The 25678-nt window shown below is 53.8% G+C and carries 27 protein-coding genes and 1 pseudogene; 19 read left to right on the top strand and 9 right to left on the bottom strand.

Translation table 11 applies throughout. The features are described 5' to 3' along the window. Nucleotides 1–106 precede the first annotated feature (106 nt). The 7 genes from H7K56_RS09035 to H7K56_RS09065 form a co-directional block, all read right to left on the bottom strand. Nucleotides 107–343: a hypothetical protein gene (locus tag H7K56_RS09035; RefSeq protein WP_072208584.1), complete on the bottom strand. Its 237-nt coding sequence runs from the start codon at nucleotides 341–343 to the stop codon at nucleotides 107–109. Continuing rightward, on the bottom strand, nucleotides 343–603 hold the full coding sequence (locus H7K56_RS09040) for a hypothetical protein (protein ID WP_104093485.1): 261 nt from the start codon (nucleotides 601–603) through the stop codon (nucleotides 343–345). The genes H7K56_RS09035 and H7K56_RS09040 overlap by 1 nt, the downstream gene beginning before the upstream one ends. Nucleotides 604–754: 151 nt before the next feature. Next, nucleotides 755–1297, bottom strand: coding sequence for a GNAT family N-acetyltransferase (locus H7K56_RS09045; RefSeq protein ID WP_150360140.1), 543 nt, complete (start codon nucleotides 1295–1297; stop codon nucleotides 755–757). A 194-nt stretch (nucleotides 1298–1491) separates the two neighbouring features. Further along, nucleotides 1492–2112 (bottom strand): LysE family translocator, encoded by a 621-nt coding sequence (locus H7K56_RS09050; protein WP_104093487.1) that lies wholly within the window; start codon nucleotides 2110–2112, stop codon nucleotides 1492–1494. A gap of 188 nt (nucleotides 2113–2300) precedes the next feature. After that, entirely contained in the window at nucleotides 2301–2738 is a 438-nt protein-coding gene (locus H7K56_RS09055; RefSeq protein WP_150360141.1) for a VOC family protein, read from the bottom strand. A 511-nt stretch (nucleotides 2739–3249) separates the two neighbouring features. Continuing rightward, complete coding sequence (locus H7K56_RS09060) at nucleotides 3250–3660, bottom strand: ASCH domain-containing protein (RefSeq protein WP_170264730.1); 411 nt, start codon at nucleotides 3658–3660, stop codon at nucleotides 3250–3252. Nucleotides 3661–3813: 153 nt separating this feature from the next. Next, nucleotides 3814–4716 carry a DMT family transporter gene (locus H7K56_RS09065; RefSeq protein ID WP_150360142.1) on the bottom strand — a complete coding sequence of 301 codons (903 nt, stop codon included), beginning with the start codon at nucleotides 4714–4716 and terminating at the stop codon, nucleotides 3814–3816. 94 nt (nucleotides 4717–4810) lie between these two features. On the opposite strand from H7K56_RS09065, the gene H7K56_RS09070 reads away from it, so the two are divergent. From H7K56_RS09070 to H7K56_RS09095, 6 genes are all read left to right on the top strand, one after another. After that, complete coding sequence (locus H7K56_RS09070; protein ID WP_150360143.1) at nucleotides 4811–6145, top strand: aminotransferase-like domain-containing protein; 1335 nt, start codon at nucleotides 4811–4813, stop codon at nucleotides 6143–6145. Nucleotides 6146–6619: 474 nt separating this feature from the next. Beyond that, on the top strand, nucleotides 6620–7606 hold the full coding sequence (locus H7K56_RS09075; protein WP_058781967.1) for an autoinducer 2 ABC transporter substrate-binding protein: 987 nt from the start codon (nucleotides 6620–6622) through the stop codon (nucleotides 7604–7606). A 257-nt stretch (nucleotides 7607–7863) separates the two neighbouring features. Then, nucleotides 7864–9384 (top strand): sugar ABC transporter ATP-binding protein, encoded by a 1521-nt coding sequence (locus tag H7K56_RS09080; RefSeq protein ID WP_150360339.1) that lies wholly within the window; start codon nucleotides 7864–7866, stop codon nucleotides 9382–9384. After that, a complete protein-coding gene (locus H7K56_RS09085; protein WP_021508774.1) occupies nucleotides 9377–10366 on the top strand; it encodes an ABC transporter permease in 990 nt (329 codons plus the stop codon). Before H7K56_RS09080 ends, H7K56_RS09085 begins: the two co-directional genes overlap by 8 nt. A 1-nt stretch (nucleotide 10367) precedes the next feature. Further along, nucleotides 10368–11321: an ABC transporter permease gene (locus H7K56_RS09090; RefSeq protein WP_058758909.1), complete on the top strand. Its 954-nt coding sequence runs from the start codon at nucleotides 10368–10370 to the stop codon at nucleotides 11319–11321. Between the two features lie 28 nt (nucleotides 11322–11349). Then, nucleotides 11350–12990: an FGGY-family carbohydrate kinase gene (locus H7K56_RS09095; RefSeq protein ID WP_150360144.1), complete on the top strand. Its 1641-nt coding sequence runs from the start codon at nucleotides 11350–11352 to the stop codon at nucleotides 12988–12990. Between the two features lie 55 nt (nucleotides 12991–13045). Here H7K56_RS09095 and H7K56_RS09100 read toward each other — a convergent pair whose 3' ends face one another. Further along, entirely contained in the window at nucleotides 13046–13453 is a 408-nt protein-coding gene (locus H7K56_RS09100) for a Rid family hydrolase (protein WP_150360145.1), read from the bottom strand. 251 nt (nucleotides 13454–13704) lie between these two features. On the opposite strand from H7K56_RS09100, the gene H7K56_RS09105 reads away from it, so the two are divergent. The 10 genes and pseudogenes from H7K56_RS09105 to H7K56_RS09150 all read left to right on the top strand — a co-directional run bounded on the left by H7K56_RS09105 (nucleotide 13705) and on the right by H7K56_RS09150 (nucleotide 23340). Further along, entirely contained in the window at nucleotides 13705–14643 is a 939-nt protein-coding gene (locus H7K56_RS09105; RefSeq protein WP_104093495.1) for a GlxA family transcriptional regulator, read from the top strand. Nucleotides 14644–14794: 151 nt separating this feature from the next. Further along, complete coding sequence (locus H7K56_RS09110) at nucleotides 14795–15610, top strand: SDR family NAD(P)-dependent oxidoreductase (protein ID WP_150058823.1); 816 nt, start codon at nucleotides 14795–14797, stop codon at nucleotides 15608–15610. Nucleotides 15611–15666: 56 nt separating this feature from the next. Further along, nucleotides 15667–16428: an SDR family oxidoreductase gene (locus tag H7K56_RS09115; RefSeq protein ID WP_021508768.1), complete on the top strand. Its 762-nt coding sequence runs from the start codon at nucleotides 15667–15669 to the stop codon at nucleotides 16426–16428. Between the two features lie 45 nt (nucleotides 16429–16473). Continuing rightward, the gene (locus tag H7K56_RS09120) at nucleotides 16474–17676 is read left to right on the top strand and encodes an MFS transporter (RefSeq protein WP_150360146.1); all 1203 of its coding nucleotides are present in this window, start codon (nucleotides 16474–16476) and stop codon (nucleotides 17674–17676) included. Between the two features lie 290 nt (nucleotides 17677–17966). Continuing rightward, nucleotides 17967–18965 (top strand): annotated as a pseudogene (gene eitA, locus H7K56_RS09125) (siderophore ABC transporter substrate-binding protein EitA). Beyond that, nucleotides 18965–20002, top strand: a complete 1038-nt coding sequence (locus tag H7K56_RS09130; protein ID WP_150360147.1) for a FecCD family ABC transporter permease — start codon at nucleotides 18965–18967, stop codon at nucleotides 20000–20002. Before eitA ends, H7K56_RS09130 begins: the two are co-directional and overlap by 1 nt. Next, on the top strand, nucleotides 20002–20763 hold the full coding sequence (gene eitC / locus H7K56_RS09135) for a siderophore ABC transporter ATP-binding protein EitC (protein WP_059010049.1): 762 nt from the start codon (nucleotides 20002–20004) through the stop codon (nucleotides 20761–20763). The genes H7K56_RS09130 and eitC overlap by 1 nt, the downstream gene beginning before the upstream one ends. Before the next feature lie 11 nt (nucleotides 20764–20774). Continuing rightward, nucleotides 20775–22025: an MDR family MFS transporter gene (locus H7K56_RS09140; protein ID WP_150360148.1), complete on the top strand. Its 1251-nt coding sequence runs from the start codon at nucleotides 20775–20777 to the stop codon at nucleotides 22023–22025. Nucleotides 22026–22190: 165 nt separating this feature from the next. Beyond that, on the top strand, nucleotides 22191–22577 hold the full coding sequence (locus H7K56_RS09145; protein ID WP_150360149.1) for a VOC family protein: 387 nt from the start codon (nucleotides 22191–22193) through the stop codon (nucleotides 22575–22577). Nucleotides 22578–22590: 13 nt separating this feature from the next. Then, the gene (locus H7K56_RS09150) at nucleotides 22591–23340 is read left to right on the top strand and encodes a 2-phosphosulfolactate phosphatase (protein ID WP_150360150.1); all 750 of its coding nucleotides are present in this window, start codon (nucleotides 22591–22593) and stop codon (nucleotides 23338–23340) included. A 62-nt stretch (nucleotides 23341–23402) separates the two neighbouring features. Here H7K56_RS09150 and H7K56_RS09155 read toward each other — a convergent pair whose 3' ends face one another. After that, the gene (locus H7K56_RS09155) at nucleotides 23403–23756 is read right to left on the bottom strand and encodes a GNAT family N-acetyltransferase (protein ID WP_249042693.1); all 354 of its coding nucleotides are present in this window, start codon (nucleotides 23754–23756) and stop codon (nucleotides 23403–23405) included. A 395-nt stretch (nucleotides 23757–24151) separates the two neighbouring features. Between H7K56_RS09155 and H7K56_RS09160 the strand changes: the two genes are divergently transcribed. From H7K56_RS09160 to H7K56_RS09170, 3 genes are read left to right on the top strand one after another with little or no spacing between them, the layout of a single operon-like run. Continuing rightward, nucleotides 24152–24475 carry an antibiotic biosynthesis monooxygenase family protein gene (locus H7K56_RS09160; protein WP_150360152.1) on the top strand — a complete coding sequence of 108 codons (324 nt, stop codon included), beginning with the start codon at nucleotides 24152–24154 and terminating at the stop codon, nucleotides 24473–24475. After that, nucleotides 24468–24860, top strand: coding sequence for an amino acid-binding protein (locus tag H7K56_RS09165; protein ID WP_132463519.1), 393 nt, complete (start codon nucleotides 24468–24470; stop codon nucleotides 24858–24860). Before H7K56_RS09160 ends, H7K56_RS09165 begins: the two co-directional genes overlap by 8 nt. Next, entirely contained in the window at nucleotides 24857–25567 is a 711-nt protein-coding gene (locus tag H7K56_RS09170; RefSeq protein ID WP_132463522.1) for an ArsR/SmtB family transcription factor, read from the top strand. The genes H7K56_RS09165 and H7K56_RS09170 overlap by 4 nt, the downstream gene beginning before the upstream one ends. The last annotated feature ends 111 nt before the right edge of the window (nucleotides 25568–25678 follow it).

Below are 25678 nucleotides of genomic sequence, written 5' to 3' on the forward strand. Positions count from 1 at the left end.
GATTGTGCATGACCTGCATGGCAAAGCTGTGAATGTCCGTGACCTGCCCCAAAAGATTGATACACCGCGTTGTCAGTAATATCCGCAGATCGCTCAAAGCTGAAACTCACCAGAGCCAACGCCGTTTTGGCTCTTGCCAGGCCCCCTGCCAAAGGTCAAAACGCTTGAGTTGTTCAAGTTTGTGTAGAACGACATCTTCACCTACGGATGAGAGAGTTCGCTCTGGAATTGAAATGCCGAAAAGGCCTTCAGCAATAGCGAATATTTCACAACCTGATGTCAGTGAGCCCAAAGATTTTTCTATCTTCTTAAGATCAGCTTTTACAATTAACTGAAGTCCCATCAGAATTTAAACTCCACAATTGCTACCTGCTCGAATGCTTCTTTAATCTGGGCCAGGACCAGGTCGGAGATCGATTGTCCTCTGATATCATAGACGACCCGACAAGTTTGAATGTGCGATGGAAGTTGCGATAGTCCATAGGATATTCTGGCAATATTATACGCAATACTGAGTTTTATTGATTCCGGAGATGCCAGGCTGTGGCTGGCTACAAGTATAAACTCTCCATGAACTTCATTAATAAAATCCGGGACGAACATTACACCTCCCTTTTATTACCTTCACCGATTTCTATCAATTGAATGTCTTTACGTCAGAATTTATCATAACAGTTATCCTTCTCAAAAATCGATGTGCGTTCTTAGCTCATAGTGGACTTAACATTATGTAGTCAAAAGATGTAACCATGCATCAAGGCTGTCGTTTTAACCTTTTCCATTGCTCGAGAGTCAGAGTGAACATCAGGTTAGCCGGTGGGTCCTCAGGATTGTCTATCCTTTGGTTAAACAACAGACCTGCTTTTTCAAGAACGCGGCGAGAGGCGATATGATTTTCGCGTGTAACTCCGACAATTTCAGGAAGTTTTAGCTCGTCGAATGCATATATTAAAGCGCGACAGGCAAGCTCGGTTGCATAACCTTTCCCCCATGATTCTGGTTCAAACCGGTAGCCCAAATTATTCGTTTGTCGGCCATTGAACTGACTGACAAATACACCTCCAAAGCCAATGATCCTTTCTGGATCCGCCTTTTCAGAAACAGCCCAGTCGTCAAACCCATAACGCTCACGATCTGCGGTTCGCTGCAGGATAACATTACGACTATGCTCAATGTCCCGATGTGGACCCCTCGGGTTAAACGCTTGAGTTCTGATGTCACCGTAAATGCCAAACAGCGCATCCAGATCGGACATTACTACTGGTCTGTAAAGCAGCCTTTCTGACTCCCAGTACATTACTCTCTTCATTCCATGTAAGTGATTTGTTTAAACACATTAATATGTGAGACATAGGCTGAGAAGCATTTCTTTGAAACCTTTCAGCCCTGATATCAAAAGCTGTCTACCCGGTTTCTCTGTAGGGACCGTATGATGCGGTTGCTGACGTCCGCTTTGTGCCAGAAGCGGACGTTTTCAGCCAGTCCTGCCAGCTATCTTGTGCTCATAGCAAGTTTAGCCGCAAAGCATAAAAATAAGCCCCCTGTTGCTCTGTCCATCATCTGGACAACGCGATTTTTCTTCAAAATAGCTGACGCAAAATGCGTGCTTAAAATGAGTGTGACTGACCATATAGTCCCAATCGCCACGTGGATGCTGACCAGGATAAAAGTCCATATCAAAGGAGAGTGACCGGCAGGTATGAACTGCGGCAAAAAGGAGACATAGAAAATGCCCATTTTAGGGTTTAGCACATTTCCCAACATTCCTCTGATAAACCAGTTCCCCTGAAAACCATTGTCATCATCGCCATCACTGAAAGATGATCGGGGACGTATCAGCAGTTGTAAACCCAGCCAGCTCAGGTAGACCGCGCCACAAACTTTAAGCACCGTATAAGCCATTTCTGAAACCACCAGAAGTGCACCAAGGCCTAATGCGACCAGCGCCCCCCATAAAAAACAGCCAGCATCAATGCCAAGCGCAGCGTGAAAAGCCTTTTTGCCGCCCTCTGCACAAGCAGTGCGCAGAATAAGTGCCGTATCAAGGCCGGGGGTCAGGGTAAGTAACAATGCTGCGAGAGAGAATGCGAAGAGAGAATCGTTAACAGTCATTTTCTTTGTCCGAAAGAGCAGATGTTAATCATTTAGTTCCCTGTAATCAATCTAACAAATATCAGTTTTAAGTGTCCGCTTTTCGCTCATAGCGGACCATGCTCCGCGTCTGTCCGCTTTGTGCCAGAAGCGGACTTTGCAAACATCACTGTTTCAATAAGCAGATAACGGGCTATGCCATGTGGACTTCATTGACTGTGCTCCATCAACTCTAGCGTCTGACCATCAGGGCTTTGTAAATATATTACTCTGGTTCCCTTCATCGGTCCTGACAACACTGTCTGAGGTTTACCCGGCGTCTTCCAGCCATAGTCTGATACTTTGCTCAACAGTGTATCAAGATCTTCAACTGTAAAAGCAAGGTGAGCGTAGCCTGGGATATAAGGTGCTGAAGGTTCTGCTGGCTGCTCAATATTATTATATTGTAGTAATTCAATTTTGATACCAGCCAGTTCAAGCAAAGCCATCCGTACATCAGCTCCCCTTGCACCTGTGACTTCATCGATTATGGGTCCAGACATTTTTCCTTCGCGTAATAATTCACCTCCAAGGATATGAGTCCAGAAGAATACGGAGTCTTCAATGTTTTTAACTGAAAAACCAACGTGATTAACACTTAAGATCATTCGATTACCTGCTGAGTTTCGAAAGTTTACCATCCAACTATATGATAAGCCTGCTTTATTGCTACACACTAAATGCGATGGGATTTTTTCCAGGAAAAAGCATTACTGAAATCGGTTTAACTATGCATTTATGATGGATACACAGCATCAGATGGATAGAAACCAGCTCCCGTTGATAAATAAGCAACCATGCTATAAGCCTTAATGCCGTTCAGTTAAGTCCCAAATTCACTTACCGCACATTTCGTAGCGGCGCGATTAATCGCGCCTACTAATAGCAGCACCGTGCCCATCAATGCTTCGCGCAATAAATTGCGCCGCTACAAAAATGTGCCTGCTGTTTACTCTCAATTGATAAGCATTATGCTATAAGCCTGCATTTTTTGTCTATAAATAGCTGATGACCGCTTCGCGCTCATAGCAGAAATGGACTTGTGCTAAGTCCTCTGTAAGCTAAAAGCGGACATTATTATTGATGGCCGCCGATAAAATGCTGACCTTTTGCCTGATCTTACAGCACTTCTACCACTTCAAATTCTTCAGCAATCAACTCCATATCTTCTGAAAAATGACCTTCACGGCTAAAAAAGCGCTGGTGTTCTTTCTGCCAGAATTCAAGACTTAAATCGCCTTCACCTTCTTTGCGGACAAACGCTTCTGTAACATCACAAAAACGCACCAGCCGCAGTGAAATCAATCTGATCACACAGACCGGGGTATTCTGACCATCAAGAATAATGTTATAGCTCCCAATCTTCGGAGCAGACTCCTCCTGCTGGTAAGCGGTAAACGATCCGCAGGAAGCTGTTTTGATGCCTTTTTTTACCAGTTCTGCCAGCTTGCTGGCCAGTTCCGCGCTGTCACCCATTTGCCAGGCATCTGCGCCAGGATACTTCACTTTTATTTCCTCAACCGCAAACATGAAAATTCCCTCAATCGTCGGTGAATGAAAAGTTAAATCGTTTATAGCATGAACTGTTCCGGTATTGAGAATCAGGCTGATCGTCGCATATCGTGGTCCACTTTTTGCTCAACGCGGACACTTACGTAAATCCAGACGACAGGAGGCTAAGACCTAAAGTGCAAACCTGCGCGAGCCAACGACACACAGGATCACGCCGAGCGTTATGAGAATCATCATCGGACTTACCGTTTCAGACAGTAACGTTGCTGAAAGTCCGAGACCAAAGAATGGCTGCAGCAACTGTAATTGTCCCACAGCGGCGATGCCGCCTGCAGCCAGTCCCCTGTACCAGAAAATGAAACCAATCAGCATACTGAACAGCGATACATATCCCAGTGAAAGCCACGCCTGAAGGCTTATTTCGCCTATGTTCTCAGGCAAGGTCTCCAGGGTGGCAACAAGCATCAGCGGCAGGGAAATAATCAGTGCCCAGCAGATAACCTGCCATTCACCCAATTCACGCGAAAGCTTTGCACCTTCGGCATAGCCGAGGCCACACACAACCACGGAAGCCAGCATCAGAAGATCGCCGGTTACTGATACAGAACTCTTCTGGAGTAGGGCAAATCCCATCACCAGCAGACTGCCGGCAACAGAAAAAATCCAGAAAGCCAGCCTGGGCCTGTCGCCTCCCCGGATAACGCCGAAAATAGCCGTCGCCATGGGCAGCAGACCGAGGAAGACAATAGAGTGAGCCGAGGTAACGTGCTGCAGCGCCATGGCTGTCAGAAGAGGAAAACCAACCACTACACCTGCAGCAACGACAACCAGAGAAATCAGCTGATGTCGCTGAGGACGAGCCTGACTTAAAAAGAGAATCACCATAATGGCCAGCACACCGGCAATTGCAGCGCGTGAAAAAGTCAGAAAAAAGGGATCCATTTCCCGCACTGCTATGCGTGTTGCGGGCAAAGAGCCACTGAAGATGATCACGCCTGCCAGCCCATTCAGCCAACCTGACTTCAGGCCAGTATGTGTATTTATTACCCTGGTAGCTGTCACAAATGACCTCATTAAGTTCGATAAATGATTTAACAGATAACGTTGACAGCGCCCATGCTAAGTAACAGCATCTATGACAATCAAATAATTGTCATAGATACAATCCATGAAAGCTCGATACAAAGTCATCGTGGATGAATTCGCTTCCGCGATACGAACAGGCGCGCTCCTGCCGGGCGCCCGCCTGCCTACCCACAGAGCGCTGTCGGCTGAAAAGCACGTGTCACTGGCAACGGCTACCCGCGTTTACGCTGAGCTGGAAGCCATGGGGCTGGTGAGCGGAGAAACCGGAAGAGGAACATTTGTCAGGGAAATTTCGCTGCCCGCCGGGCTGGGTTTGGATCAGTACGCAGTGGCGTCTGACGTGCTCGATCTGAACTTCAACTATCCTACGCTACCGGACCAGGCGGAACGGTTACGCCAGGCAATGCGACAGCTGGCCACATCTGGCGATCTGGCTTCACTGTTGCGTTACCAGCCGCACGCTGGCAGGCAAAGCGACAGGGAGACAATCGCGTTATGGCTCAATGCCTCCGGCATGACCGCGTCTGCTGATGAGGTTTTGATTGTAAATGGCGCGCAGCACGGTCTTAGCGTTGCTGTTATGGGGCTGCTGAAACCCGGGGATGTGGTGGCTGTAGATGCTCTGACCTATCCTGGCTTCAAAGCCCTGGCCAGCCTCTATCATCTGGAGCTGGTGGCGATACCCGCTGATGCCAGTGGACCGGACCTGACGGCATTCAGGCAAATCTGCCAACGCCGGCGCCTGCGCGCGGTGTATACCATGCCAACACTGCATAACCCGCTTGGCTGGGTTATGAATGATGCCCAGCGCAGGGAGCTGGCCCGGATTGCCAGAACGTTCGATCTTCTTATCATCGAAGACGCGGCCTATGCATTTCTTGTCCGTCGTCCACCGCCGCCGCTTGCCACTTATGCGCCCGAAAGAACCGTTTATGTTACCGGTTTTGCTAAAAGTGTCGCCACTGGCCTGCGCGTCGGTGCCGTGGTGTGTCCCGCTGAAATGCGAATTGCCCTGGAGCGAGCCATCAGGGCAACGACCTGGAATACTCCCTCCCTCATGGTTTCGATTGTCTGCGACTGGATTAAAGATGGCACACTTAAACGCTTTGAGGCGCTGAAAAGACGGGACGCGCGTCACCGGCAGGCGCTGGCGCGCAAAATACTTGTGAACTGTGAATGGGTAAGCCATGACGACTCTTACTTTATCTGGCTATCACTTCCTCAGGAAGTGAGGGCTGACAGGCTTGTTTACCGATTGATGCAGCAACATATCTCTGTTTCCACAGCAGAACCCTTTAGCACCTCAAACTGTGTGCCGCATGCTATTCGTCTTGCTCTTGGCTCAGTCACGATGAATCAGCTGAGCGAGGCCCTGGCGAAAATTAAAGAGGCTATTGAGTATGAGATTGATCTTTGAGCGCTGTCCGCTCCTCGCTCATAAGGAACCATAGCTGCGTGCATGCCCGACCTGCCTCTGGTGTGGATGTGGCTTACATCATGCCCGGGCATCTGCACAGGCAGTGCAAAACCTCTTCGCCTGCTCCCGTGACGCTGTTCACAATCCGTGCAATTTAAAAGACATCGCGGTGACTTTGCAGTCATAAAACCCGTTGCGGAGTGTTTTAAATGTAACATTATTGTTAATTAATAGATCTTTTAATGTTGTAAAATGGCAGCAAAAGCCATCATAAAGCTCAGAATCGTGCCACAACTTTCTCTAAATTAACTATTATTTAACATATTTAATCATTAATATTAACATTTATGGGCTTTGCTCACATTTCCATCACATCTGCGCGAAAACCTATGTACGGGTAAGTTAATCTCTGAGCGTGAATTAAATAGCAACCGCCTGTTCCCTATATCAGAACCTCATCAGAAAGGTACCAAAATGAAATTTAACCTCGCATTAGTCAGTGCATGTGTGGTTTCAGCGTGCATGTTATTCACAACACCCTCATTCGCTGCCAAACCTTACGATATCGCCGTGGTGGCCAAAGTTACCGGTATTCCGTGGTTCACCCGCATGGAAGTCGGCGTAAAAGAAGCCGCGCAGAAACTGGATGTTAACGCCTATCAGGTTGGCGCCTCGACGCCCGATCCGGCGCAGCAGGTCAAGGTGATTGAAGATCTGATTGCCAAAAAAGTTGACGCCATCATTGTGGTGCCAAACGATGCCAAAGTACTGGAGCCGGTACTGAAAAAAGCGCGCGACCAGGGCATCGTTGTATTAACCCATGAATCGCCGGACCAGCAAATTGGTCAGTGGGATGTTGAAACCATCGACAGCCAGAAATATGCGGAAGCCAATATGGACGAGCTGGCAAAAGATATGGGTGGCAAAGGCGGTTATGCCATTTATGTCGGCTCTTTGACCGTGCCATTACATAATGCGTGGGCCAATGCGGCGATCAAATATCAGAAAGAAAAATACCCGGAGATGCATGAAGTCACGTCACGCCTGCCGGTGGCAGAAAATATTGATAAGTCATATTCCACCACGCTGGATTTAATGAAAACCTATCCTGATCTCAAAGGGATTATCGGTTTTGGCTCGCTCGGTCCGATCGGTGCCGGTCAGGCGGTTCAGCAGAAGCGGGCGAAAAATAAAATCGCGGTTGTCGGTATCGCTATGCCGGCTCAGGCTGCGCCATATCTGATGCGCGGTGACATCAAAAAAGTCCTGCTGTGGGATCCAAAAGATGCCGGTTACGCCCTGGTTTCGGTTGCCGATCAGCTGCTGCAGGGTAAAGAAGTCACTAAAGACCTGAGCATTGAAGGTCTGGGCAAAGCCGACGTCGATATGGATAAGAAAGTGATTCGCTTTAATAAAATTCTCGAAGTAACGCCAGAGAATGCGAAATCACTTGGCTTCTGATCAGAATGTTTAACACCTTAATTTAACGGAGATAGATTATCTCCAGCGCCACACCAGGCAAATAGAAACAGATACGGCGTTGTATGTTGTGCTGTATCTGAACTTCTACTCAGAGATTGAAAACATATACCCTGAATAATTCGCGTCAGGCGCGGCGAAAGTCAGTGACATTCGATGAGATTTAAATAAATGATTCGGATAAGCGAACATCGCCAACACCCGGCTGGAAATAGGATGGTCAGGCTTAAGGATCTATGATGAATACGCTCAGCACGTCCCCCGCTAATGCTGAGGCCTTTATCAGCCTCGAAAAAATCAGTAAAAAGTTCCCCGGCGTATTAGCACTGGATAATGTCAGCCTGACGCTGAATAAAGGTGAAGTGCATTGTCTGGCCGGGCAGAATGGCTGCGGCAAAAGCACTATAATTAAAGTCATTTCCGGGGTTTATCAACCGGAAAAAGGCGCGGCCATCACGCTGGACGGAAAACTCTTTCATACCCTGACGCCACAGCTGTCTTCTTATTACGGCATTCAGGTTATTTATCAGGATTTGTCGTTATTTCCCAATCTGTCAGTCGCCGAAAATATCGTTATTCACCGCTATTTACCGGGCGGTGATTTCTGGGTACATCGCGAGTCAATGCGCAAAAAAGCGCTGGCGGCGATGCAACGGGTCGGCGTTGCTCTGGATCCGGATCGTAAAGTTGAAAAGCTGTCGATCGCTGACCGCCAGTTAGTGGCAATATGCCGTGCCATCGCTGCTGACGCCAGTCTGGTGATTATGGATGAACCGACGGCGTCACTGACCCGCAGCGAGGTGAATGGTCTGCTGCGGGTGGTGAATGAACTCAAAGCCGCCGGTATCTGCGTGGTGTTCGTTAGTCACCGTCTCGATGAAGTGATGGAAGTCGCCGATCGTATCAGCGTGATGCGCGACGGCAAACTGGTCGGCACCTATCCGGCCAGTGAACTCGACAGCCATGAACTGGCGTTCCTGATGACCGGGCAGCGCTTCACCTATAGCCATCTGCCGCACCGGGCGCCCGCCGATGTGACGCCACTGCTGGAAATCAGCCAGTTGAGTCGCAAAGGTCAGTATCACAATATTTCGCTGTCGCTGCGCCAGGGAGAAATCACGTCGATTATCGGCCTGCTCGGTTCGGGCCGCACGGAACTCTGTCTGAGCCTGTTTGGCATGAGCCAGCCGGACAGCGGAGAGATCCGCATTAACGGCAAGGTGGTGAAATTCCACTCTAACCGCGACGCCATTCGTCACGGCATCGCCTATGTGTCGGAAGACCGGCTGACGCAGGGGCTCATCATGGATCAATCCATTTATGACAACACGCTGGTATCGATTTTCGACCAGCTGCATACCGGCGTCGGATTGATGGATCACCGCAAAGCCGCTGCGGTGGTTAAGGATCTGATCCGAGACCTGAACATTAAAGTTCCGGACAGCAGTTTACCGGTTAAAACGCTCTCCGGCGGTAATGCCCAACGTATCGCCATCGCCAAATGGGTGGCGACGCGGCCCCATATCCTGATCCTCGATTCACCAACGGTAGGGGTGGATATTGCCAATAAAGAAGGCATTTACCGCATTGCCCGCGATCTGGCGGAATCCGGCATGGCGGTGCTGATGATTTGCGATGAAATCCCGGAAGCGTATTACAACAGCCATCGCGTGCTGGTGATGCGCAAAGGCGAACTGGTAGCGGAGTTCGCGCCGCACCAGAGCAGCGAGGCGCAGATTGCGGAGGTGATTAATGGGTAACAAATCGCTATCGAAACTGTTTACCCAGCACGAATTCTGGCTGGGATTACTGGTGCTGCTGCTGGTGGTGGGTCTGAGCGCCAGCAGCAGTGAATTTATGACGCTGGGTAACCTGACTGACGTCGCCACCAGCTATGCCATTCTGGGCATTCTGGCCTGTGGTCTGTTTGTGGTGCTGATTGCCGGCGGCATCGACATCTCCTTTCCCGCCGTCACCTCCATCGGTCAGTACGTGATGGCGAGCTACATCATTCATCACGGCGGCAGCTTTCCGCTGGCGTTTGCCATGTCGATGGGAATCGGGTTGCTGCTCGGCCTGGTCAACGGTTTTCTGGTGTACTGGCTGCGCGTGCCGGCCATCATTATCACCATCGCGACGCTCAACCTGTTTTACGGTTTGCTGGTGTATCTGACTAACGGTACCTGGTTGTACGGTTTCCCCGACTGGTTTATGAACGGGATCAGCTGGTTCTCCTTCACCGCCGCCGACGGTTACGACTATGGGCTGACACTGCCGCTGCTTTGCCTGCTGGGGGTGATCATCGTTACCGGCGTCCTGATGAATCGCACCCGCGTGGGCCGCCAGATTTACGCCATGGGCAGCAACCGTGACGCCGCATCGCGTCTCGGTCTGAACATCCTGCGACTGCATTTTTACGTTTACGGTTTTATGGGATTGCTGGCGGGTATTGCTGCCGTGGTACAGGCGCAAATTACCCAGTCGGTGGCACCTAATTCCCTGCTCGGTTATGAACTGACGGTGCTGGCGGCGGTGGTATTAGGCGGCACCAGCATGACCGGCGGGCGCGGCTCGCTAACCGGCACCATTCTGGGCGTGATGCTGCTGGCCTTCCTGCAAAATGGCATGACCCTGCTTAGCATTTCATCTTACTGGCATCAGGTGTTCAGCGGCGCGATCATTCTGGTCAGCATTAGCAGCACCGCGTGGAACGAAAAACGCAAACTGGCGAAGGGGATGTGACATGACAACGTTAAACCGATTCTTCCCCGGCGACCGCATCATCCGTTTGCAGTTGCTGATCATCGTGGCCGTTGCCGTGCTGTTCTCCTTTACGCTGGGTGGCAGCTTTTACAGCGTCGGCAATTTCCAGTCGATCTCCTCGCAGTTACCGATTCTGGGCATGCTGGCGCTGGGGATGGGCATTACCATGCTGACCGGCGGGATCAACCTTTCGATCATTGCCGGTGCCAACGCGTGTTCGCTGGTGATGGCGGCGATTCTGGTGGCGCATCCGAACCAGCCGGAATATGTCGCGCTGGCGCTGCTTGCGGGTCTGGGTGTGGCGCTGGTGATTGGGGTGCTCAATGGCGCGCTGATTGCCTTTATCGGGGTTTCACCAATTCTGGCGACGCTCGGCACCATGACGCTGATCGCCGGGCTGAATATTCTGCTGACCAACGGCGCGGTCATTTCCGGCTTCCCGCCGGTAATTCAGTACCTCAGCAACGGCAGCCTGCTGGGTATCCCGGTCGCCCTGGTGTTATTCCTGCTGGTGGCGCTGCTGCTGTGGGTGTTTCTGGAACACACTACGCTCGGCCGCAGCTTGTATCTGATGGGGTCCAGCGAGCAGGCGACGCGGTTCAGTGGGGTCAACACGCATAAAGTCACCATCGCAGTGTATGTGCTTTCTGCTCTGCTGGGGTGGGGCGCGGCACTGCTGATGATGTCCAAATTTAACTCGGCACAGGCTGGCTACGGCGACTCCTATTTGCTGGTGACCATTCTGGCCTCGGTGCTTGGCGGCATTAACCCTGACGGCGGTTTTGGCCGGGTGATTGGGCTGGTGCTGGCGCTCATCGTGCTGCAAATGCTGGAAAGCGGCCTGAACCTGATGGGCGTCAGTAGTTACCTGACCATGGCGCTGTGGGGTTGTGTCCTGATCCTGTTTATCGCTCTGCAAAACAGAAAATCATAAGCGAAAGCTTTTCAAGAAAGGAAAGAACATGGCGAGTTATTTTATTGGCGTCGACGTAGGAACCGGCAGCGCCCGCGCGGGCGTCTTCGACATGACTGGCCGTATGCTGGGCCAGGCCAGCCGGGAGATCACGCTCTACCGCCCGAAAGCTGATTTTGTTGAGCAATCCTCTGATGAGATCTGGCAGTCCGTGTGTAACGCGATTAAAGACGTGGTCAGTCAGGCGGATATCAACCCGATTCAGGTGAAAGGCATCGGTTTTGACGCCACCTGTTCGCTGGTGGTGCTGGATAAAGAAGGCAAACCGCTGACCGTCAGCCCGACCGGGCGCAGCGAGCAGAACATTATTGTCTGGATGGATCACCGCGCTATCACGCAGGCAGAACGCATCAATGCCACCGGCCATCGCGTGCTGGAGTTTGTCGGCGGGATTATCTCGCCGGAAATGCAGACCCCCAAACTGCTGTGGCTGAAACAGCACATGCCGACCACCTGGAGCAACGTCGGACATCTGTTCGACCTGCCGGATTTTCTCACCTGGCGCGCCACCCAGGATACTACGCGATCGCTGTGCTCAACCGTCTGCAAATGGACCTATATCGGCCATGAAGACCGCTGGGATCCGAGCTATTTCCGCCAGATTGGCCTGGAGGATTTACTGGAAAACAACGCGGCAAAGATCGGCAGCGAAGTGAAAACCATGGGTGAGCCGCTGGGGCATGGCCTGACGCAGCGCGCTGCCGCAGAGATGGGGTTAATGGCGGGCACGGCGGTCAGCGTTTCGATTATTGATGCGCACGCCGGCAGCCTCGGTATTCTCGGTGCCAGCGGCGCATCTGGCGAATCAGCGGATTTTGACAACCGCATTGCGCTGATTGGCGGCACGTCCACGGCCCATATGGCGATGTCGCGCAGCGCGCGCTATATCGGCGGCATCTGGGGGCCGTACTATTCGGCGATTTTGCCGGATTACTGGCTGAACGAAGGCGGGCAATCTACCACCGGCGCGCTGATTGACCATGTGATTCAGTCGCATCCGTGTTATCAGGATCTGCTTAAGCAGGGTAAAGACAGCGGCAAAACCATCTATGAGGTACTCAACGGCATTCTGCGCAAGATGGCGGGTGAACCCGAGAATATTGCCTTCCTGACCAAAGACATTCATATGCTGCCGTATTTCCACGGCAACCGCTCACCGCGTGCCAATCCGACCCTGACCGGCACGCTGACTGGCCTGAAACTGTCACGCACACCGGAAGATATGGCGCTGCATTATCTCGCTACCATCCAGGCGCTGGCGCTTGGCACTCGCCACATTATTGAAACCATGAACCAGAGTGGTTACTGCATTGATACCATTATGGCCAGCGGGGGCGGCACCAAAAATCCCATCTTTGTACAGGAGCACTCCAACGCGACGGGCTGCGCGATGCTGTTGCCGGAAGAGAGTGAAGCCATGTTGCTCGGCAGCGCCATGATGAGCACTGTGGCGGCGGGCGCGTACGACTCTTTGCCCGAAGCGATGGCCGCCATGAGCCGCATCGGTAAGACCATCACGCCGCAGACCAACAAAATCAAAGAGTATTACGACCGTAAGTACCGCGTATTCCATGAGATGTACAACGACAGCATGAAATACCGGCAGCTGATGCAGGGAAAAACTGAATAAATGCGGAAGAAGCAGGGCTGTAATCACAGCCCTGTTACGGAAGCGGCGGTTGCGGTTATTTTTGTCCATCCGCCTGAAGCACTCTTTTCGCCACAATCCGCATTTCTACCAGGGCATTCTCCGGAATGAACTCTGACACGCCGATGGCAGACCATGCCGGGTAGGGGGCTTTGATATACGCATCTTTGACCTTAGAAAATACCCCGATGTGTTTTTTAAGATCGATATGAAAAGTGGTCATCTCCAGTATATGTTCATAGCCCAGTCCGGCAGCGTTTAAATACACACCCAGCTTATAAAACGCATCATGGAATTGTTCTTCAGGATGGGTACTTATCGGTTTGTCTTTCCGCGCTGCCGTCACACCGGAAAGATACAGGGTGCCATCGGCTTCGATAACGGGAGAGAAGTGCCAGTCATGGTAATAGTGCTGAAATTCTTCAGGAACGATCGATTTTTTCATGGTTTTTTCTCTGGTTGATGACCTGGGCAATGGCCGCCTGTTTAAAACCCTATGCCTGGCGAACTGCCCGATCGGGTACTCTTAACATAAAACGGCGCAGAAGATCCGCAGCAGGTCGGTGTCATCGCCTTTTTTATTTTTCCGCAGGTGATACCGCTGAGCGAAATCGGGTTATTGTCATCGCTCACCCTGCTTAACATCAGGCCGGACACAGTGTGGCAGACGGTGCCGGACGACTGAAGGAGACGACGATGCACCGGGTAGGTTTACTGATTTCCGATTATTTCCAGGTTCTGGGATTATCCACGCTGAGTATTTTTGAGTTTGCCAATCAGGTAAACGGCGAACCGTTTTACCACTGCACGGTTTATTCAGAGCGCGGTGGCACGGTGCAGTCCTCTTCCGGCTTCGGCGTGGACAGCCAGCCGATCCATGCAGAGATGGAAATGGATACCTGGCTGGTCGCAGGCGTAATGACGCCGCTGGAGCTGCCGGCCACAGCGGGCATCGTTGATTTTCTGCAGGTGCACGCACCCCGGGCCCGACGGGTGGCCGGGATCTGTACCGGCGCATTCGTGCTGGGGCAGGCCGGTCTGTTATCGGAGCGCCGTGCCACTACGCACTGGGTACATGCCCAGAGTCTGCAACTGCTGCACCCGACGACGCGGATAGAAGAAGACCGCATCTTTATAATTGACGATCACATCTGGACCTCGGCGGGACTCACCGCCGGGCTGGATATGGCGCTGGGAATGGTGGAGAAAGATCTCGGTGCCGAAGTGGCGCGCAGCGTGGCGCACCTGCTGGTCATGCATCACCGCCGCTCCGGCGGACAGACGCAGCACTCTGAGATGCTGATGCTCTCTCCGCGCAGCGACCGGCTGCAGTCGGCGCTGGAATATGCGCGCAACAATCTCAGCAAAGCGCTGACCATCGAAGACCTTGCGGATGCGGTTCACCTCAGCGCGCGGCAGCTCAGCCGCCTGTTCCGTTCTGAGACGGGCAAGTCGCCAGCCAAAGCCATTGAGGGATTACGACTGGAAAACGCCCGCTTGCTGATCGAGCAGAGCAGGCTGCCGATGGAGGTGATAGCCCGTGAATCCGGCTTCCGCGATCGCCGCCATATGCGGGAAGTGTTCATTCGCGGTTACGGCATCCCGCCGCAGTCGCTGCGTACCGGTAAAGCCTGACGCGGGCTGTCCCGCCTGAACGCCTTCTGATCACGATGGCCGGAATCCCGGTCATCATGTTGTCCGAAATCACGACCTTTCTCGTCAGCCGCGCCGGTGCGCGACTGCGTACTATGAATTCACCAACCCGATAACTGACAAGGTGAATATCATGACGCAGCAGACACACACCAACCGCGGCACTGCCGTTGTCACCGGTGCCTCTACCGGTATGGGCGCACTGTACGCCGGCCGCCTGGCACGCATGGGCTATGACCTGATCATCGTGGCCCGCAATCACAACCGCCTGAACCAGCTGGCTGAACACATCACCACCGACAGCGGCCGCAGCGTGGAAGTCATCACCGCGGACCTGGCCGATGCCGCACAGCTGAACGCGCTGGAAGAGAAGCTGCGTCAGGACGCGAGCATTACGCTGCTGGTGAATAACGCCGGCATCGGCACCCATACCCCATTGCTGGACAGCGACGTGGCGCAGATGAACGCCATGATTAACCTCAACGTCATCGCGCTGACCCGCCTGACCTATGCGCTGGTGCCAGGCATGGTGGCGCGCGGACGCGGCGCCATCATCAACATCGCCTCTATTGTCAGCATTGCGCCTGAGCTGCTGAATGGTGTCTACGGCGGCAGCAAGGCTTACGTGCTGGCGTTCAGTCAGTCGCTGCACCATGAACTGGCCGGTAAGGGGATTCAGGTGCAGGCCGTACTGCCTGGCGCTACCGCGACGCCGTTCTGGGATAACGGCGGTCTGCCGGTTGACCAGCTTGACCCGAACATCGTCATGAGCGCGCAGGAGATGGTTGATGCGGCGCTCACCGGCTTCGCCCGCGGCGAGCTCGTTACCATTCCGTCCCTGCAGGACGAAGCGCTCTGGACCCGCTATGAGCAGGCGCGTCAGGCCATGATGCCGCACCTCGGCAGCGACGCGCCGGCTGAACGCTATCGGCCCGTCTCTGTGCACTGAACGCCCCCTTATTCAGAATCGCAATCCTAATAACTGTCCCATTAAGGAATCAGATCATGAAACTGACCGATAACACCATCTTCATCACGGGCGGCACTTCTGGCATCGGCCGCGCAATGGCAGAAAAATTTCATCAGCTGGGCAACCAGGTGATCATCTCCGGACGCCGCGAGGCGCTGCTGCAGGAAGTCACCGCCGCCAGTCCGGGCATGGACTATGTGGTGCTGGACGTCACGCGCGCCGACAGCATTCAGGCCGCCGCACAGAGCGTGCTGGAACGCTATCCGGCCCTGAACGTGGTCATCAATAATGCTGGCATCATGCCGTTTGATAATGCGGCGGGCGAACTGGATGACGCGCAGGCGGTGACGCTACTGAACACCAACATTCTGGGACCGGTGCGCGTCAGTGCGGCCTTTATCGAACACCTGAAGCAGCAGCCGGACGCGGTGCTGATTAACAACAGCTCGGTGCTGGCCTTCCTGCCGCTGGCGACCAACGCGCTTTACTCGGCCACCAAGGCCGCGATTCACTCCTATACCCTGTCGCAGCGCTTCCTGCTGCGTGATACCGGCGTGCAGGTCATTGAAATTTCACCGCCGTGGGTGGATACCGATCTGATTTACAAAAGCGGCGACCCGCGCGCCATGCCACTGGACGCCTTCATCAGCGAGACGTTTGAAAAGCTGGGTACCGACACCATCGAAGCGATTGTCGACCGCGTGCTGCCGGTGCGCGATAACCCGGGCGCGAACGAGCATACGCTGGTGAATCAGTTCAACCAGTCTGTAGCGGATAACCCGATTCCTGTTCAGTAAACATTTCAGGGGCAGCGCCCCTGAAGTTTATGCCGGAGAGAAATAATGAACGCTGTCATCACCTCTTCCCAGCGCCGCGCGCTGCGTGCGCTGAGCATTGCCTACTTCGTACAGGCTACCGGCGCGCTGTCTGTCGCTGGCAGTCTGCCGGCCATCTCTGCAGCCTGGCAGCTGACTGATGCGCAGAGCGCGCGCTTACTGAGTGTTTTCGGACTCACCTTCGCGCTGGCGGCTCCGCTGGTGCAGGTGCTGTTTGGTCACCTGCACCGTCGCCGGCTGGTGCTCACCGGCATTGCACTGTTTAGCCTGGGCGCCTTCGCGTTTGTGCTGTCGCCGGGCTACAACGCACTGCTCGCCTCACGCATCCTGATGGGGGCAGGCGCCGGGTTCATCGGTCCGGTGCTGGTTGCGCTGGGCTCCGAACTGGTCCATGAACAGCAGCGCGGCCGGGCCATCGGCATGGTACTGCTCGGAGTATCGATGGCAAGCCTTGCCGGTATTCCGCTCGCCGCCTGGGTAGCCAGCCTGTGGGGCGCGAAAGCCCTGTTTGTGCTGGTCGGATTGCTAAGTCTGCTGAGCGGGCTGAACATTTTGCTGACGGTGCCGGATGACAGTGCCGGGACGCGCATCCGCCTGCGTGAGATGGCCGGCGTGCTGGCCGATGGTAAATACCTGACGGCCTTCCTGGTGGTGTTTTTTATTACTTCCGGCGTTTACAGCTTTTACGCTTTTATCGCGCCGCTCATTCGCGACACCTACACTGGCGGCACGCATGCGGTCTCCGCAGCGCTGGCCGTGCTGGGCGTTGCCGGGGTGCTGGGCAATCTCTGGGTCACCCGCGCGGCGACACGCTTTACCGCTGAGAAGCTGCTGCTGAGCGGCATGACGTTGCTCATCGTCGATACGGCGCTTATCGCCGTGCTGCCGAAAGCGCTGGGCGTGCTGCTGGCGGCACTGGTGGTCTGGGCGTTTGCCACCGATCTGCTCTGGCCCAGCCAGCAGCGCCGGATCGTCGAGCTGGCATCAGTCCGCCATCGCGGCATTGCGCTGGCGCTGACCAGTGCCTTCATGTTTGGTGGTATCGGCTTTGGCTCTGCGGTCGCATCATGGATATATCCACTCGCCGGCTTTTACGGGCTGATCGGCATGTCGGTGGCCTTTATTCTGCTGGCGATGCTCAGTCTGCAGCTGTCAGAAAAGCGCAGGCAACCGGTAAACATCGCTGAGTGCGGTCAGCGTCAGGCCTGAATCGGTGGATGCCTCTAACCCGGTGCCGCGAAGCGAATGCTGGCCTGGCACGCTCTGCGCATTAAATACGTTACGCCAGCGGGGGAAGGGGACCGGCTGGCTGCGGACAGGCTTTTACAGAACGTCCGGTATGCGATCCCGGCAGGCCCATGACGATGATAACTCAGGGAAACAATCTCCCGTTGACACCTTAAAGTGCCCATTGTATAAAAGCCCGCTTCGTTAATGAGTTTCATTTGCATTAAAGCGGCGCGGGCTTCTCAAAAGATTATCAATGGGGATAGGGGTTAATGAAAAAGGTCATCTGCACGTTATGTTTGGTGTTTGCATCGGTTAGTTCTGCGCTGGCCACCACTTATCCTCTCACGATTGAAAACTGCGGCTATAAAGAGACCTTCACCAAACCGCCTGAGCGCGTGGTGGCGCTGGGGCAAAATACCGCAGAAATTTTGCTGCTGCTCGGCCTGCAGGATAAGGTCATCGCCAGCGCTTTCTGGCCAACCAAAGTGTTGCCACAGCTGGCTGCACAGAATGCAAAAATCAAAACGCTGACGGTTGAAATCCCCACCCTCGAATCCGTGCTGGCGCAAAATCCGGACTTCGTTCCAGCCCAGACGCCGCTGCTGCTGGGACCCGAGAGCAAGGTGGCAAAACGCGAAGATTTAATCACCCTTGGCGTGAACAGTTATGTGTCGCCTGGAATGTGCGCCACCAAAAAAGCCGCAGGGGATATGTATGGCAGTCGCCAGCAGCTGTAGGATATGACGTTCCTGTATCAGGAGATTCAGGACTTCGCCAAAATTTTCAACGTGGAAGATCGTGGCCAGGCGGTGATTGCCGATTTCAAAAAACGTGAAGCGGCACTGCGTCAGGAGTTTGGTAGCAGCAAGAAAGATCTCTCGTTTGTGTTCTGGTTCTCAAGCTCGTCACCGTCTGCGGATGCCTATGTGGGCGGTAAAAACAGTCCATCCGGATTCATCGCCAGCGTGCTGGGCGGGCACAACGCCATCACGTCAGAGACCGAATGGCCGACGGTCAGCTGGGAGAGCATCATCGCTGCCAATCCGGATGTGATCGTGGTCTCCAGTCTCGATCGCAATCGCTGGGCGCTGGATAAAGCCGAAGAGAAAATCAAATTCCTGAAAAGCGATCCTGCCGTCAGCCAGCTGGATGCGGTAAAAAAAGGCCACATCGTGGTGATGGATGGCCAGGCCATGAACCCGACCATCCGCACTATCTACGGGGCCGAACAGGTGGGTGAGCAGCTGAGAAAACTGGAACTGAACTGATGACCATCGCTGTTGTTCAGGCGCGACAGGGGCTGTTCCTGACCGCCTCGCTGCTGGCTGCCGTGACGTTATTATTGCTGGTGATTGCGACCGGTGTCAGCGTCGGGGAGCTGTCGATCCCGCTAAAAAGCGTCTTTTATGCCATCAGCAATAAAATGGGGCTCACGCACGTTCCCCTGAGCCGCATCTACGAAAGTGTGATCTGGGACTTTCGCCTCAGCCGGGCGCTGGTGGCGGCGTGCTGTGGCGCTGGATTGGCGATTTGCGGTGCCGTTTTGCAAAGCCTGCTGAAGAATGCGCTGGCTGAGCCTTATGTGCTCGGTGTCTCTGCCGGTGCCTCCACCGGGGCGGTTTCTGTCGTGGTGTTGGGCATCGGCAGCGGGGCCGTCTCGCTGTCGGCGGGAGCCTTCGCCGGCGCCTTCACTGCCTTTGCCTTTGTCGCTTTTCTGACGAAAGGGGCACGTGGCGGTAATGAACGCACCATCCTGGCTGGCGTTGCGGCTTCCCAGCTGTTTAATGCCATCACCGCTTATACCATCAGCACCTCTGCCAGTGCGCAGCAGGCGCGCGATGTAATGTTCTGGTTGCTGGGCAGCTTCAGTGGCGTGCGCTGGCCGGAACTCCAGCTGGTGCTGGTGGTAGTGACCCTCGGACTGGCCATTTGCCTCTACTATTCCCGGGCGCTGGATGCGTTCACTTTTGGTGACGATGCGGCTGCCTCGCTGGGTATTGCGGTGCCTCAGGTGCGCCTTGCGCTCTTTATCACCACCGCGCTTATCACCGCCACCATCGTCAGCATGGCCGGTTCGATTGGTTTTATTGGCCTGGTGGTGCCGCATGTCATGCGTTTCTTCTTTGGTCCGCTGCATCGCACGTTGCTGATTGCCAGCGCATTGGCCGGTGCCATTCTGATGGTGCTGGCAGATATCGCGTCGCGCCTGCTGATTGCCCCGCAAAGCCTGCCGGTGGGCGTTGTGACCGCGCTGGTTGGCGTACCGTTCTTTGCGGTGATTATCTGGCGTTCGGGGAATAAATAATGAGTATCTCCGCTGACAACATTAGCTGGAAGGTCGGAAAAAAGGTCATCGTCGATAACGTATCGCTGCACATTTCCCGTGGTGAAACTGTCGGGCTGATTGGTCCAAACGGCTGCGGTAAATCTTCTCTCCTGCGCATCCTTGCCGGCCTGCGGCGCCCGGATACCGGCTGTGTGACGCTGGACGGGCAAAATATCGTCCGCATCGCCCGCAAACAGCTTGGCCGCCGGGTGGCATTCGTCGAGCAGCACGGCATGACTGACGCCAATATGCGTGTGCGCGATGTGGTGAAACTGGGGCGCATTCCGCATCATTCGCCGTTTTCTAACTGGAGCGCGCACGATGACGAGACCGTGACGGCCGCTCTGCAGCGCGTGGACATGCTGGAGAAAAGTGAGCAGGGATGGCTGAGTCTCTCCGGTGGCGAACGTCAGCGTGTGCACATTGCCCGCGCACTGGCGCAAACGCCGAGCGAAATTCTGCTGGACGAACCCACCAACCATCTGGATATCCATCACCAGATGCAATTAATGCAGCTGATCAGCGAGTTACCGGTTACCAGCATTGTCGCCATTCACGATCTCAACCACGCATCGATGTTCTGTGATTCGCTGATCGTGATGCAGAACGGTCAAATCATCGCAACCGGCACGCCGCAGGATATCCTGACCGAGGCGCTGCTTTGGCAGGTATTCCGGGTGAAAACCAAAATTGAGATCTCCCGCTTTCATGGCAAGAAGCACATTCATTTCATTCTTTAGGGTCAGGTAGCATGCTTCCGTTCTCGCTGCGGCCTGTCTCTACCCTGCGCCCGGGCGTTTTGCTGGGCAGCCAGTTTGTTTTCAACATTGGCTTTTACGCGGTCGTTCCCTTTCTGGCGATATTCTTACGCGATGATATGTTGCTCTCCGGCGGCGTTATCGGCCTGATTCTGGGATTACGCACGTTCTCCCAGCAGGGGATGTTTCTGCTGGGCGGTGCGCTCTCTGACCGGTACGGCGCAAAGATCATTATCCTGTGTGGCTGTCTGGTCCGGATTGCAGGTTATCTGTTGCTGGCGCTGGGGCAATCGCTGTGGCCGATCATTCTGGGCGCCTGTCTGACGGGCATCGGCGGTGCGCTGTTTTCCCCGTCGATTGAAGCGCTGCTGGCCAAAGCGGGAACGCAAAGCGAGGCCAAAGGCAAGCGCGGCCGCGCTGAGTGGTTTGCGTTGTTTGCGGTGTGCGGCGAACTCGGTGCCGTACTGGGCCCGGTGGCTGGCGCACTGCTGACCGGATTCGGTTTCCGCCAGGTGGCGCTGGCAGGGGCCGCGGTCTTTGTCGTCGCGCTGATTGTGCTGTACTTTTTTCTCCCTGCTACAGGTAACAGCAAACAGGCGCTGAAAATTGTCCCCTGGTGGATGACCTTCCGCCAGCCGCGTTTTGTCGCTTTCATCGTGTCTTACAGCTCGTGGCTTTTGAGCTACAACCAGCTGTATCTGGCGTTGCCAGTGGAGATTCGGCGAGCAGGCGGCAGCGAGAAAGATCTCGGCCCGCTCTTTATGCTGGCTTCGGTGTTGATCATCGCTTTTCAGCTGCCGCTGGCGCGCTTTGCACGACGCGTGGGAACGGTAAATGTTTTACCGGTGGGTTTTTTGCTGCTCTCCGCCGCGTTTGCCAGCGTGGCCCTGTTCGCGTCGACAACCCCGCCTGACGGCTGGCTGCGATTGATCCCTGCGGTGTGTCTGGTGACGTTTTTAACATTCGGCCAGATGCTGCTGGTGCCGTCGGCCAAGGATTTGATTCCCCGTTTTGCCGACCCCGCGACGCTGGGGGCGCATTACGGCGCCCTTGCCACCGCCGGCGGCTTCGTGGTGCTGGCCGGAAATTTAATGTCTGGACCGCTGCTGGACAACGCGCTTGTCCCTTCAACGCAGGCTATTTATCCCTGGCTGCTGCTGGCGCTGTTTCCCCTGTGCAGCGCCGTTGCCATGAGCGTGATTTGTCGCCCGCTGCGCAGCGCGCCGATCGGGAAACCTGAATAACCGTTGCTGCCGTTCGGGTTATACCGCCGCGGTGCTGTAGCCTGACGTGCACAACGCGGGCAGGGCAGGTTGCGCAGGCTCTCATCGACAAATGACCAGCCCGATCATGTGTAAACTCTACCTGGTTAACAACACCCAGAAAAACGTTTTCAGGAGTCAAGCCAGATGTTTACGCACATGCGCATTGCCAGACCCGTCTCCCAGCTTGAACGATCGGTTCTGATGTTTAGTCAGGGACTGGGTCTGCAAAAAATTGCCGAATTCCACGATCACGACGGCTTCAATGGCGTGATGCTGGGGCGAAAAGACCTCGACTGGCACCTCGAATTCACCTGCTGCCCGGGACATCCCGTTCAACCCTCGCCAACCGAAGACGATCTCCTCGTCCTCTATTATCCGGATGAAAATGCATGGAAGCTGGCATGCGAAACCATGATCGAAGCGGGTTTTAAACGGACGAATTCTTTTAATCCTTACTGGGATGTGAATGGGCAAACCTTCGTCGATCCCGACGGGTACCGGGTGGTGATGCAAAACAGGGCGTGGGAATAACGGAGAAAGCCTCGTGCAATGGTTCAGTCAGGAAAAATTTGCGGTTCGTCTTGAGTGGGGACTGCCTGCGGTAGAGCATCTTGCCGGGGAAGTCGACTGCGCTGTCATTGTTGACGTTATGTCGTTCTCAACTTGCGTCAGTATGGCTGTCAATAATGGTGCCTGTGTCTATCCGTACCCCTGGAAAGATGCTTCTGCTATTGAATATGGTTTGAAAATGGGAGCCAGCACAGCAAGTCCGGACAGGCGATTCAGCGGTGAAGGTTACAGCCTATCGCCGGCTTCGCTAAGAAACATAAGCGAGGGTGAAAAACTGGTCCTCCCATCGCCTAACGGTTCAGCTGTTTCATTCAAAGCAAGGGATGCAGGAATAGCAGTGTTGAGCGGCTGTTTCAGAAACATATCTGCGACCGCGAATGCCTGCCGTTCCTTCAGCCGTGTGCTGGTAATTCCCTGTGGAGAACGCTGGCCCGATGGTAGCCTTCGACCCAGTATTGAGGATTATGTGGCTGCTGGCGGAATTATTGCTGCAATGGGGCGTCAAAATTGCTCACCAGAAGCAGAGGCTGCGGTGGCTGTCTGGCAGCATTACCAGAAGCAAAACCTGGTGCTTTTACGGGAGTGTTCGTCTGCAATAGAGCTGATGCAACGTGGATTCGCCGGGGATGTCGATCTCTGCCTTGAAGTAGACAAGTCCAGCCTGGAATGCCGGCTTTGGGGTGATGCCTATATGTCAGCATTGCCCGGGCAAAATAGTTTCTGACCGACCAGACGGTGCGCTCTGTGCCATGAGCGGACATCAATGAATATTGCTGTGGATTTCACTCAGCGATGTTTCTCTAATCTGATATCAGTGTCATTGATGTCAATTTTATTGCCCCAGCCGAGCTGTATATAAAATTTTGCTGCACGACTTTGTTTGTCAGTTTCAAGCCAGGCAATCTCATGATGCCTGAATAATTCATTCTCCGCGAGTTCAACAAGCCTGCGGTCTATACCCCTGCCTTCGTACTCCGGGAGAACAAAGGCAGCAAAAAGGCAGCCTTCATCAGGTAAAATCATAGAGAAACCAATAATTTTCTCGTCATCAGTCGCAACCCATGCACAGCGACTCTTTTCAATCAAATCAGCTACTACGTTTTCGGTAATCCCGATTCGCCGCATTTCCTCACGACTCAAATGATTCTCGATAACTGAGATTCTGACATGAAACATGCCATCGATATCAGCTGCCTGGGCAGTTCTTATATTTATGTTCAGAGGTATAACTCCATTCCAGGATAAGCATAAATTTTAGTATTGATGCCATTTTTATAAAGTCATCAGGGTTTGAGTCCAAAGCTGCTCGTAATGTCTTTTTTCGCTTGTACCAGATATCGAAGTGTATATGAATCCGCTTTGTATCAGAAGCGGCCATAGCCAGTGGTTCCACATTCCCGCCGTTTAACTCCTGAGCATGCTGTTTATCGCTTATCCATGCCGGTGGCTTCGCTAACACACACACTTCGGTACCGGCCGAAGCAACATGGTTTCGTCTTCATTAAGCTGTCCGAAAATAAACGACGGAGCGGACCATGATTGCAGTACTTTTTGAGGCAGAAGCCCTGCCAGCAGCTCAGGAGCGATATCTTCAACTTGCTTCTGAGCTGAAGCCTCTTTTATCCGACACGCCCGGATTTATTTCCATTGAACGCTTCCAGAGCCTGACCACGCCCGGCAAGATCCTCTCTTTGTCCTGGTGGGAAGATGAGGATGCTGTCGCCAGGTGGAAACGCAATGTGATGCATCAGGCCGCGCAGCAAGAAGGCAGGCAGTCGATTTTTTCATTCTACAGGATACGGGTAGCCAGCGTATTCCGTGATTACTCTTCTGATAAGGGCACCAATCCGCATGCATGACATTCACGTTATTCTCAAAAATAGCCCGGGCTCGCTAGGTTTACTGGGGAGTGTATTGGGGAAAAACGGTGTGGGTCTTGAAGGGGGTGGCGTATTTACAACACCGGAAGGCGGGCATGCACACTTTCTGGTTGAAGACGGGTATAAAGCGCGTACGGTATTAACTGAAGCCGGTTTTGAAGTCGGCAACGTATGTCGTCCTCTGGTCAGAAAATTAGCGCAGGAACGTCCCGGAGAGCTGGGCGAAATCGCTGACACACTTGCCCGGAACGGCATCAATATTCTGGTACAGTACAGCGACCACCGTAACCGGCTCATTCTCATTACGGATGATGATGTCCGGGCAGCCGAAGTAACCCGAAAATGGGCAATAGCTTCTGAATGAACCTTGTTAACCAAATGCGCGAAAGTGAGCCGGATAATGTCCTTGAAACATCAATGGCAATGGTGGCATCTGCGCTGGCAGACCCGTCAAGGGTGACTATTCTGTGCGCGCTGATGGACGGGCGCGCATGGACAGCGACCGAACTTAGCGTAGTGGCTGGCATAGCAGCCTCGACAACCAGCGGGCATCTGAACCGACTCCTTAGCAACGGTCTGGTTAGTTGCCTGATGCAGGGTCGTCATCGCTATTACAGTCTGGCTGGCCACCCTATCGCCGGCTTACTGGAAAACCTGATGGGGGTTTCCATGGGGACCATTAAGGCCCCCGTTTCCAGTACGCCGCTTCATCTGCGTTATGCACGCACCTGCTATGACCATCTGGCCGGCGAGCTTGCTGTCGAAATTTATGACTTTATGCTGCGGGAAAACTGGCTGGAAGCAGAGGGGTCGGGACTGACATCAGCCGGCAAAATGCATTTTGAGAACATGGGCGTTATGCTGAATTCCCGCACACGGCGCAAGCCCTGTTGCCCCTGTCTGGACTGGAGTGAAAGGCGTTTCCACCTCGGCGGTGACGCGGGCTCAGCCCTGTTTACGCTTTTCCTGCAAAAAGAATGGGTAAAGCGTATACAGGGATATCGTGAAGTCAACGTAACCGATTCAGGCCGGGTGGCAATGAATCGGCTGTTTAAGCTGAAAATCAGCTGAATTAACGTCAGGTACCGGTCGATGTGATCAGGTGAGCCGGCATGCCTTCATTGTGAAAGGTTAAGCGGAGGGCGATAAGTTTTCCCTCAGGATGCGGTAACTTACCGTCCG

This window comes from Pantoea dispersa (assembly GCF_014155765.1).
Lineage (GTDB): Bacteria > Pseudomonadota > Gammaproteobacteria > Enterobacterales > Enterobacteriaceae > Pantoea > Pantoea dispersa.

Excerpts from the sequence above, each read along its gene's own strand:
- H7K56_RS09035 (WP_072208584.1), bottom strand. The coding sequence starts at position 343 with ATGGGACTTCAGTTAATTGTAAAAGCTGATCTTAAGAAGATAGAAAAA.
- H7K56_RS09040 (WP_104093485.1), bottom strand. The coding sequence starts at position 603 with ATGTTCGTCCCGGATTTTATTAATGAAGTTCATGGAGAGTTTATACTT.
- H7K56_RS09045 (WP_150360140.1), bottom strand. The coding sequence starts at position 1,297 with ATGTACTGGGAGTCAGAAAGGCTGCTTTACAGACCAGTAGTAATGTCC.
- H7K56_RS09050 (WP_104093487.1), bottom strand. The coding sequence starts at position 2,112 with ATGACTGTTAACGATTCTCTCTTCGCATTCTCTCTCGCAGCATTGTTA.
- H7K56_RS09055 (WP_150360141.1), bottom strand. The coding sequence starts at position 2,738 with ATGATCTTAAGTGTTAATCACGTTGGTTTTTCAGTTAAAAACATTGAA.
- H7K56_RS09060 (WP_170264730.1), bottom strand. The coding sequence starts at position 3,660 with ATGTTTGCGGTTGAGGAAATAAAAGTGAAGTATCCTGGCGCAGATGCC.
- H7K56_RS09065 (WP_150360142.1), bottom strand. The coding sequence starts at position 4,716 with ATGAGGTCATTTGTGACAGCTACCAGGGTAATAAATACACATACTGGC.
- H7K56_RS09070 (WP_150360143.1), top strand. The coding sequence starts at position 4,811 with ATGAAAGCTCGATACAAAGTCATCGTGGATGAATTCGCTTCCGCGATA.
- H7K56_RS09075 (WP_058781967.1), top strand. The coding sequence starts at position 6,620 with ATGAAATTTAACCTCGCATTAGTCAGTGCATGTGTGGTTTCAGCGTGC.
- H7K56_RS09080 (WP_150360339.1), top strand. The coding sequence starts at position 7,864 with ATGAATACGCTCAGCACGTCCCCCGCTAATGCTGAGGCCTTTATCAGC.
- H7K56_RS09085 (WP_021508774.1), top strand. The coding sequence starts at position 9,377 with ATGGGTAACAAATCGCTATCGAAACTGTTTACCCAGCACGAATTCTGG.
- H7K56_RS09090 (WP_058758909.1), top strand. The coding sequence starts at position 10,368 with ATGACAACGTTAAACCGATTCTTCCCCGGCGACCGCATCATCCGTTTG.
- H7K56_RS09095 (WP_150360144.1), top strand. The coding sequence starts at position 11,350 with ATGGCGAGTTATTTTATTGGCGTCGACGTAGGAACCGGCAGCGCCCGC.
- H7K56_RS09100 (WP_150360145.1), bottom strand. The coding sequence starts at position 13,453 with ATGAAAAAATCGATCGTTCCTGAAGAATTTCAGCACTATTACCATGAC.
- H7K56_RS09105 (WP_104093495.1), top strand. The coding sequence starts at position 13,705 with ATGCACCGGGTAGGTTTACTGATTTCCGATTATTTCCAGGTTCTGGGA.
- H7K56_RS09110 (WP_150058823.1), top strand. The coding sequence starts at position 14,795 with ATGACGCAGCAGACACACACCAACCGCGGCACTGCCGTTGTCACCGGT.
- H7K56_RS09115 (WP_021508768.1), top strand. The coding sequence starts at position 15,667 with ATGAAACTGACCGATAACACCATCTTCATCACGGGCGGCACTTCTGGC.
- H7K56_RS09120 (WP_150360146.1), top strand. The coding sequence starts at position 16,474 with ATGAACGCTGTCATCACCTCTTCCCAGCGCCGCGCGCTGCGTGCGCTG.
- H7K56_RS09130 (WP_150360147.1), top strand. The coding sequence starts at position 18,965 with ATGACCATCGCTGTTGTTCAGGCGCGACAGGGGCTGTTCCTGACCGCC.
- eitC (WP_059010049.1), top strand. The coding sequence starts at position 20,002 with ATGAGTATCTCCGCTGACAACATTAGCTGGAAGGTCGGAAAAAAGGTC.
- H7K56_RS09140 (WP_150360148.1), top strand. The coding sequence starts at position 20,775 with ATGCTTCCGTTCTCGCTGCGGCCTGTCTCTACCCTGCGCCCGGGCGTT.
- H7K56_RS09145 (WP_150360149.1), top strand. The coding sequence starts at position 22,191 with ATGTTTACGCACATGCGCATTGCCAGACCCGTCTCCCAGCTTGAACGA.
- H7K56_RS09160 (WP_150360152.1), top strand. The coding sequence starts at position 24,152 with ATGATTGCAGTACTTTTTGAGGCAGAAGCCCTGCCAGCAGCTCAGGAG.
- H7K56_RS09165 (WP_132463519.1), top strand. The coding sequence starts at position 24,468 with ATGCATGACATTCACGTTATTCTCAAAAATAGCCCGGGCTCGCTAGGT.
- H7K56_RS09170 (WP_132463522.1), top strand. The coding sequence starts at position 24,857 with ATGAACCTTGTTAACCAAATGCGCGAAAGTGAGCCGGATAATGTCCTT.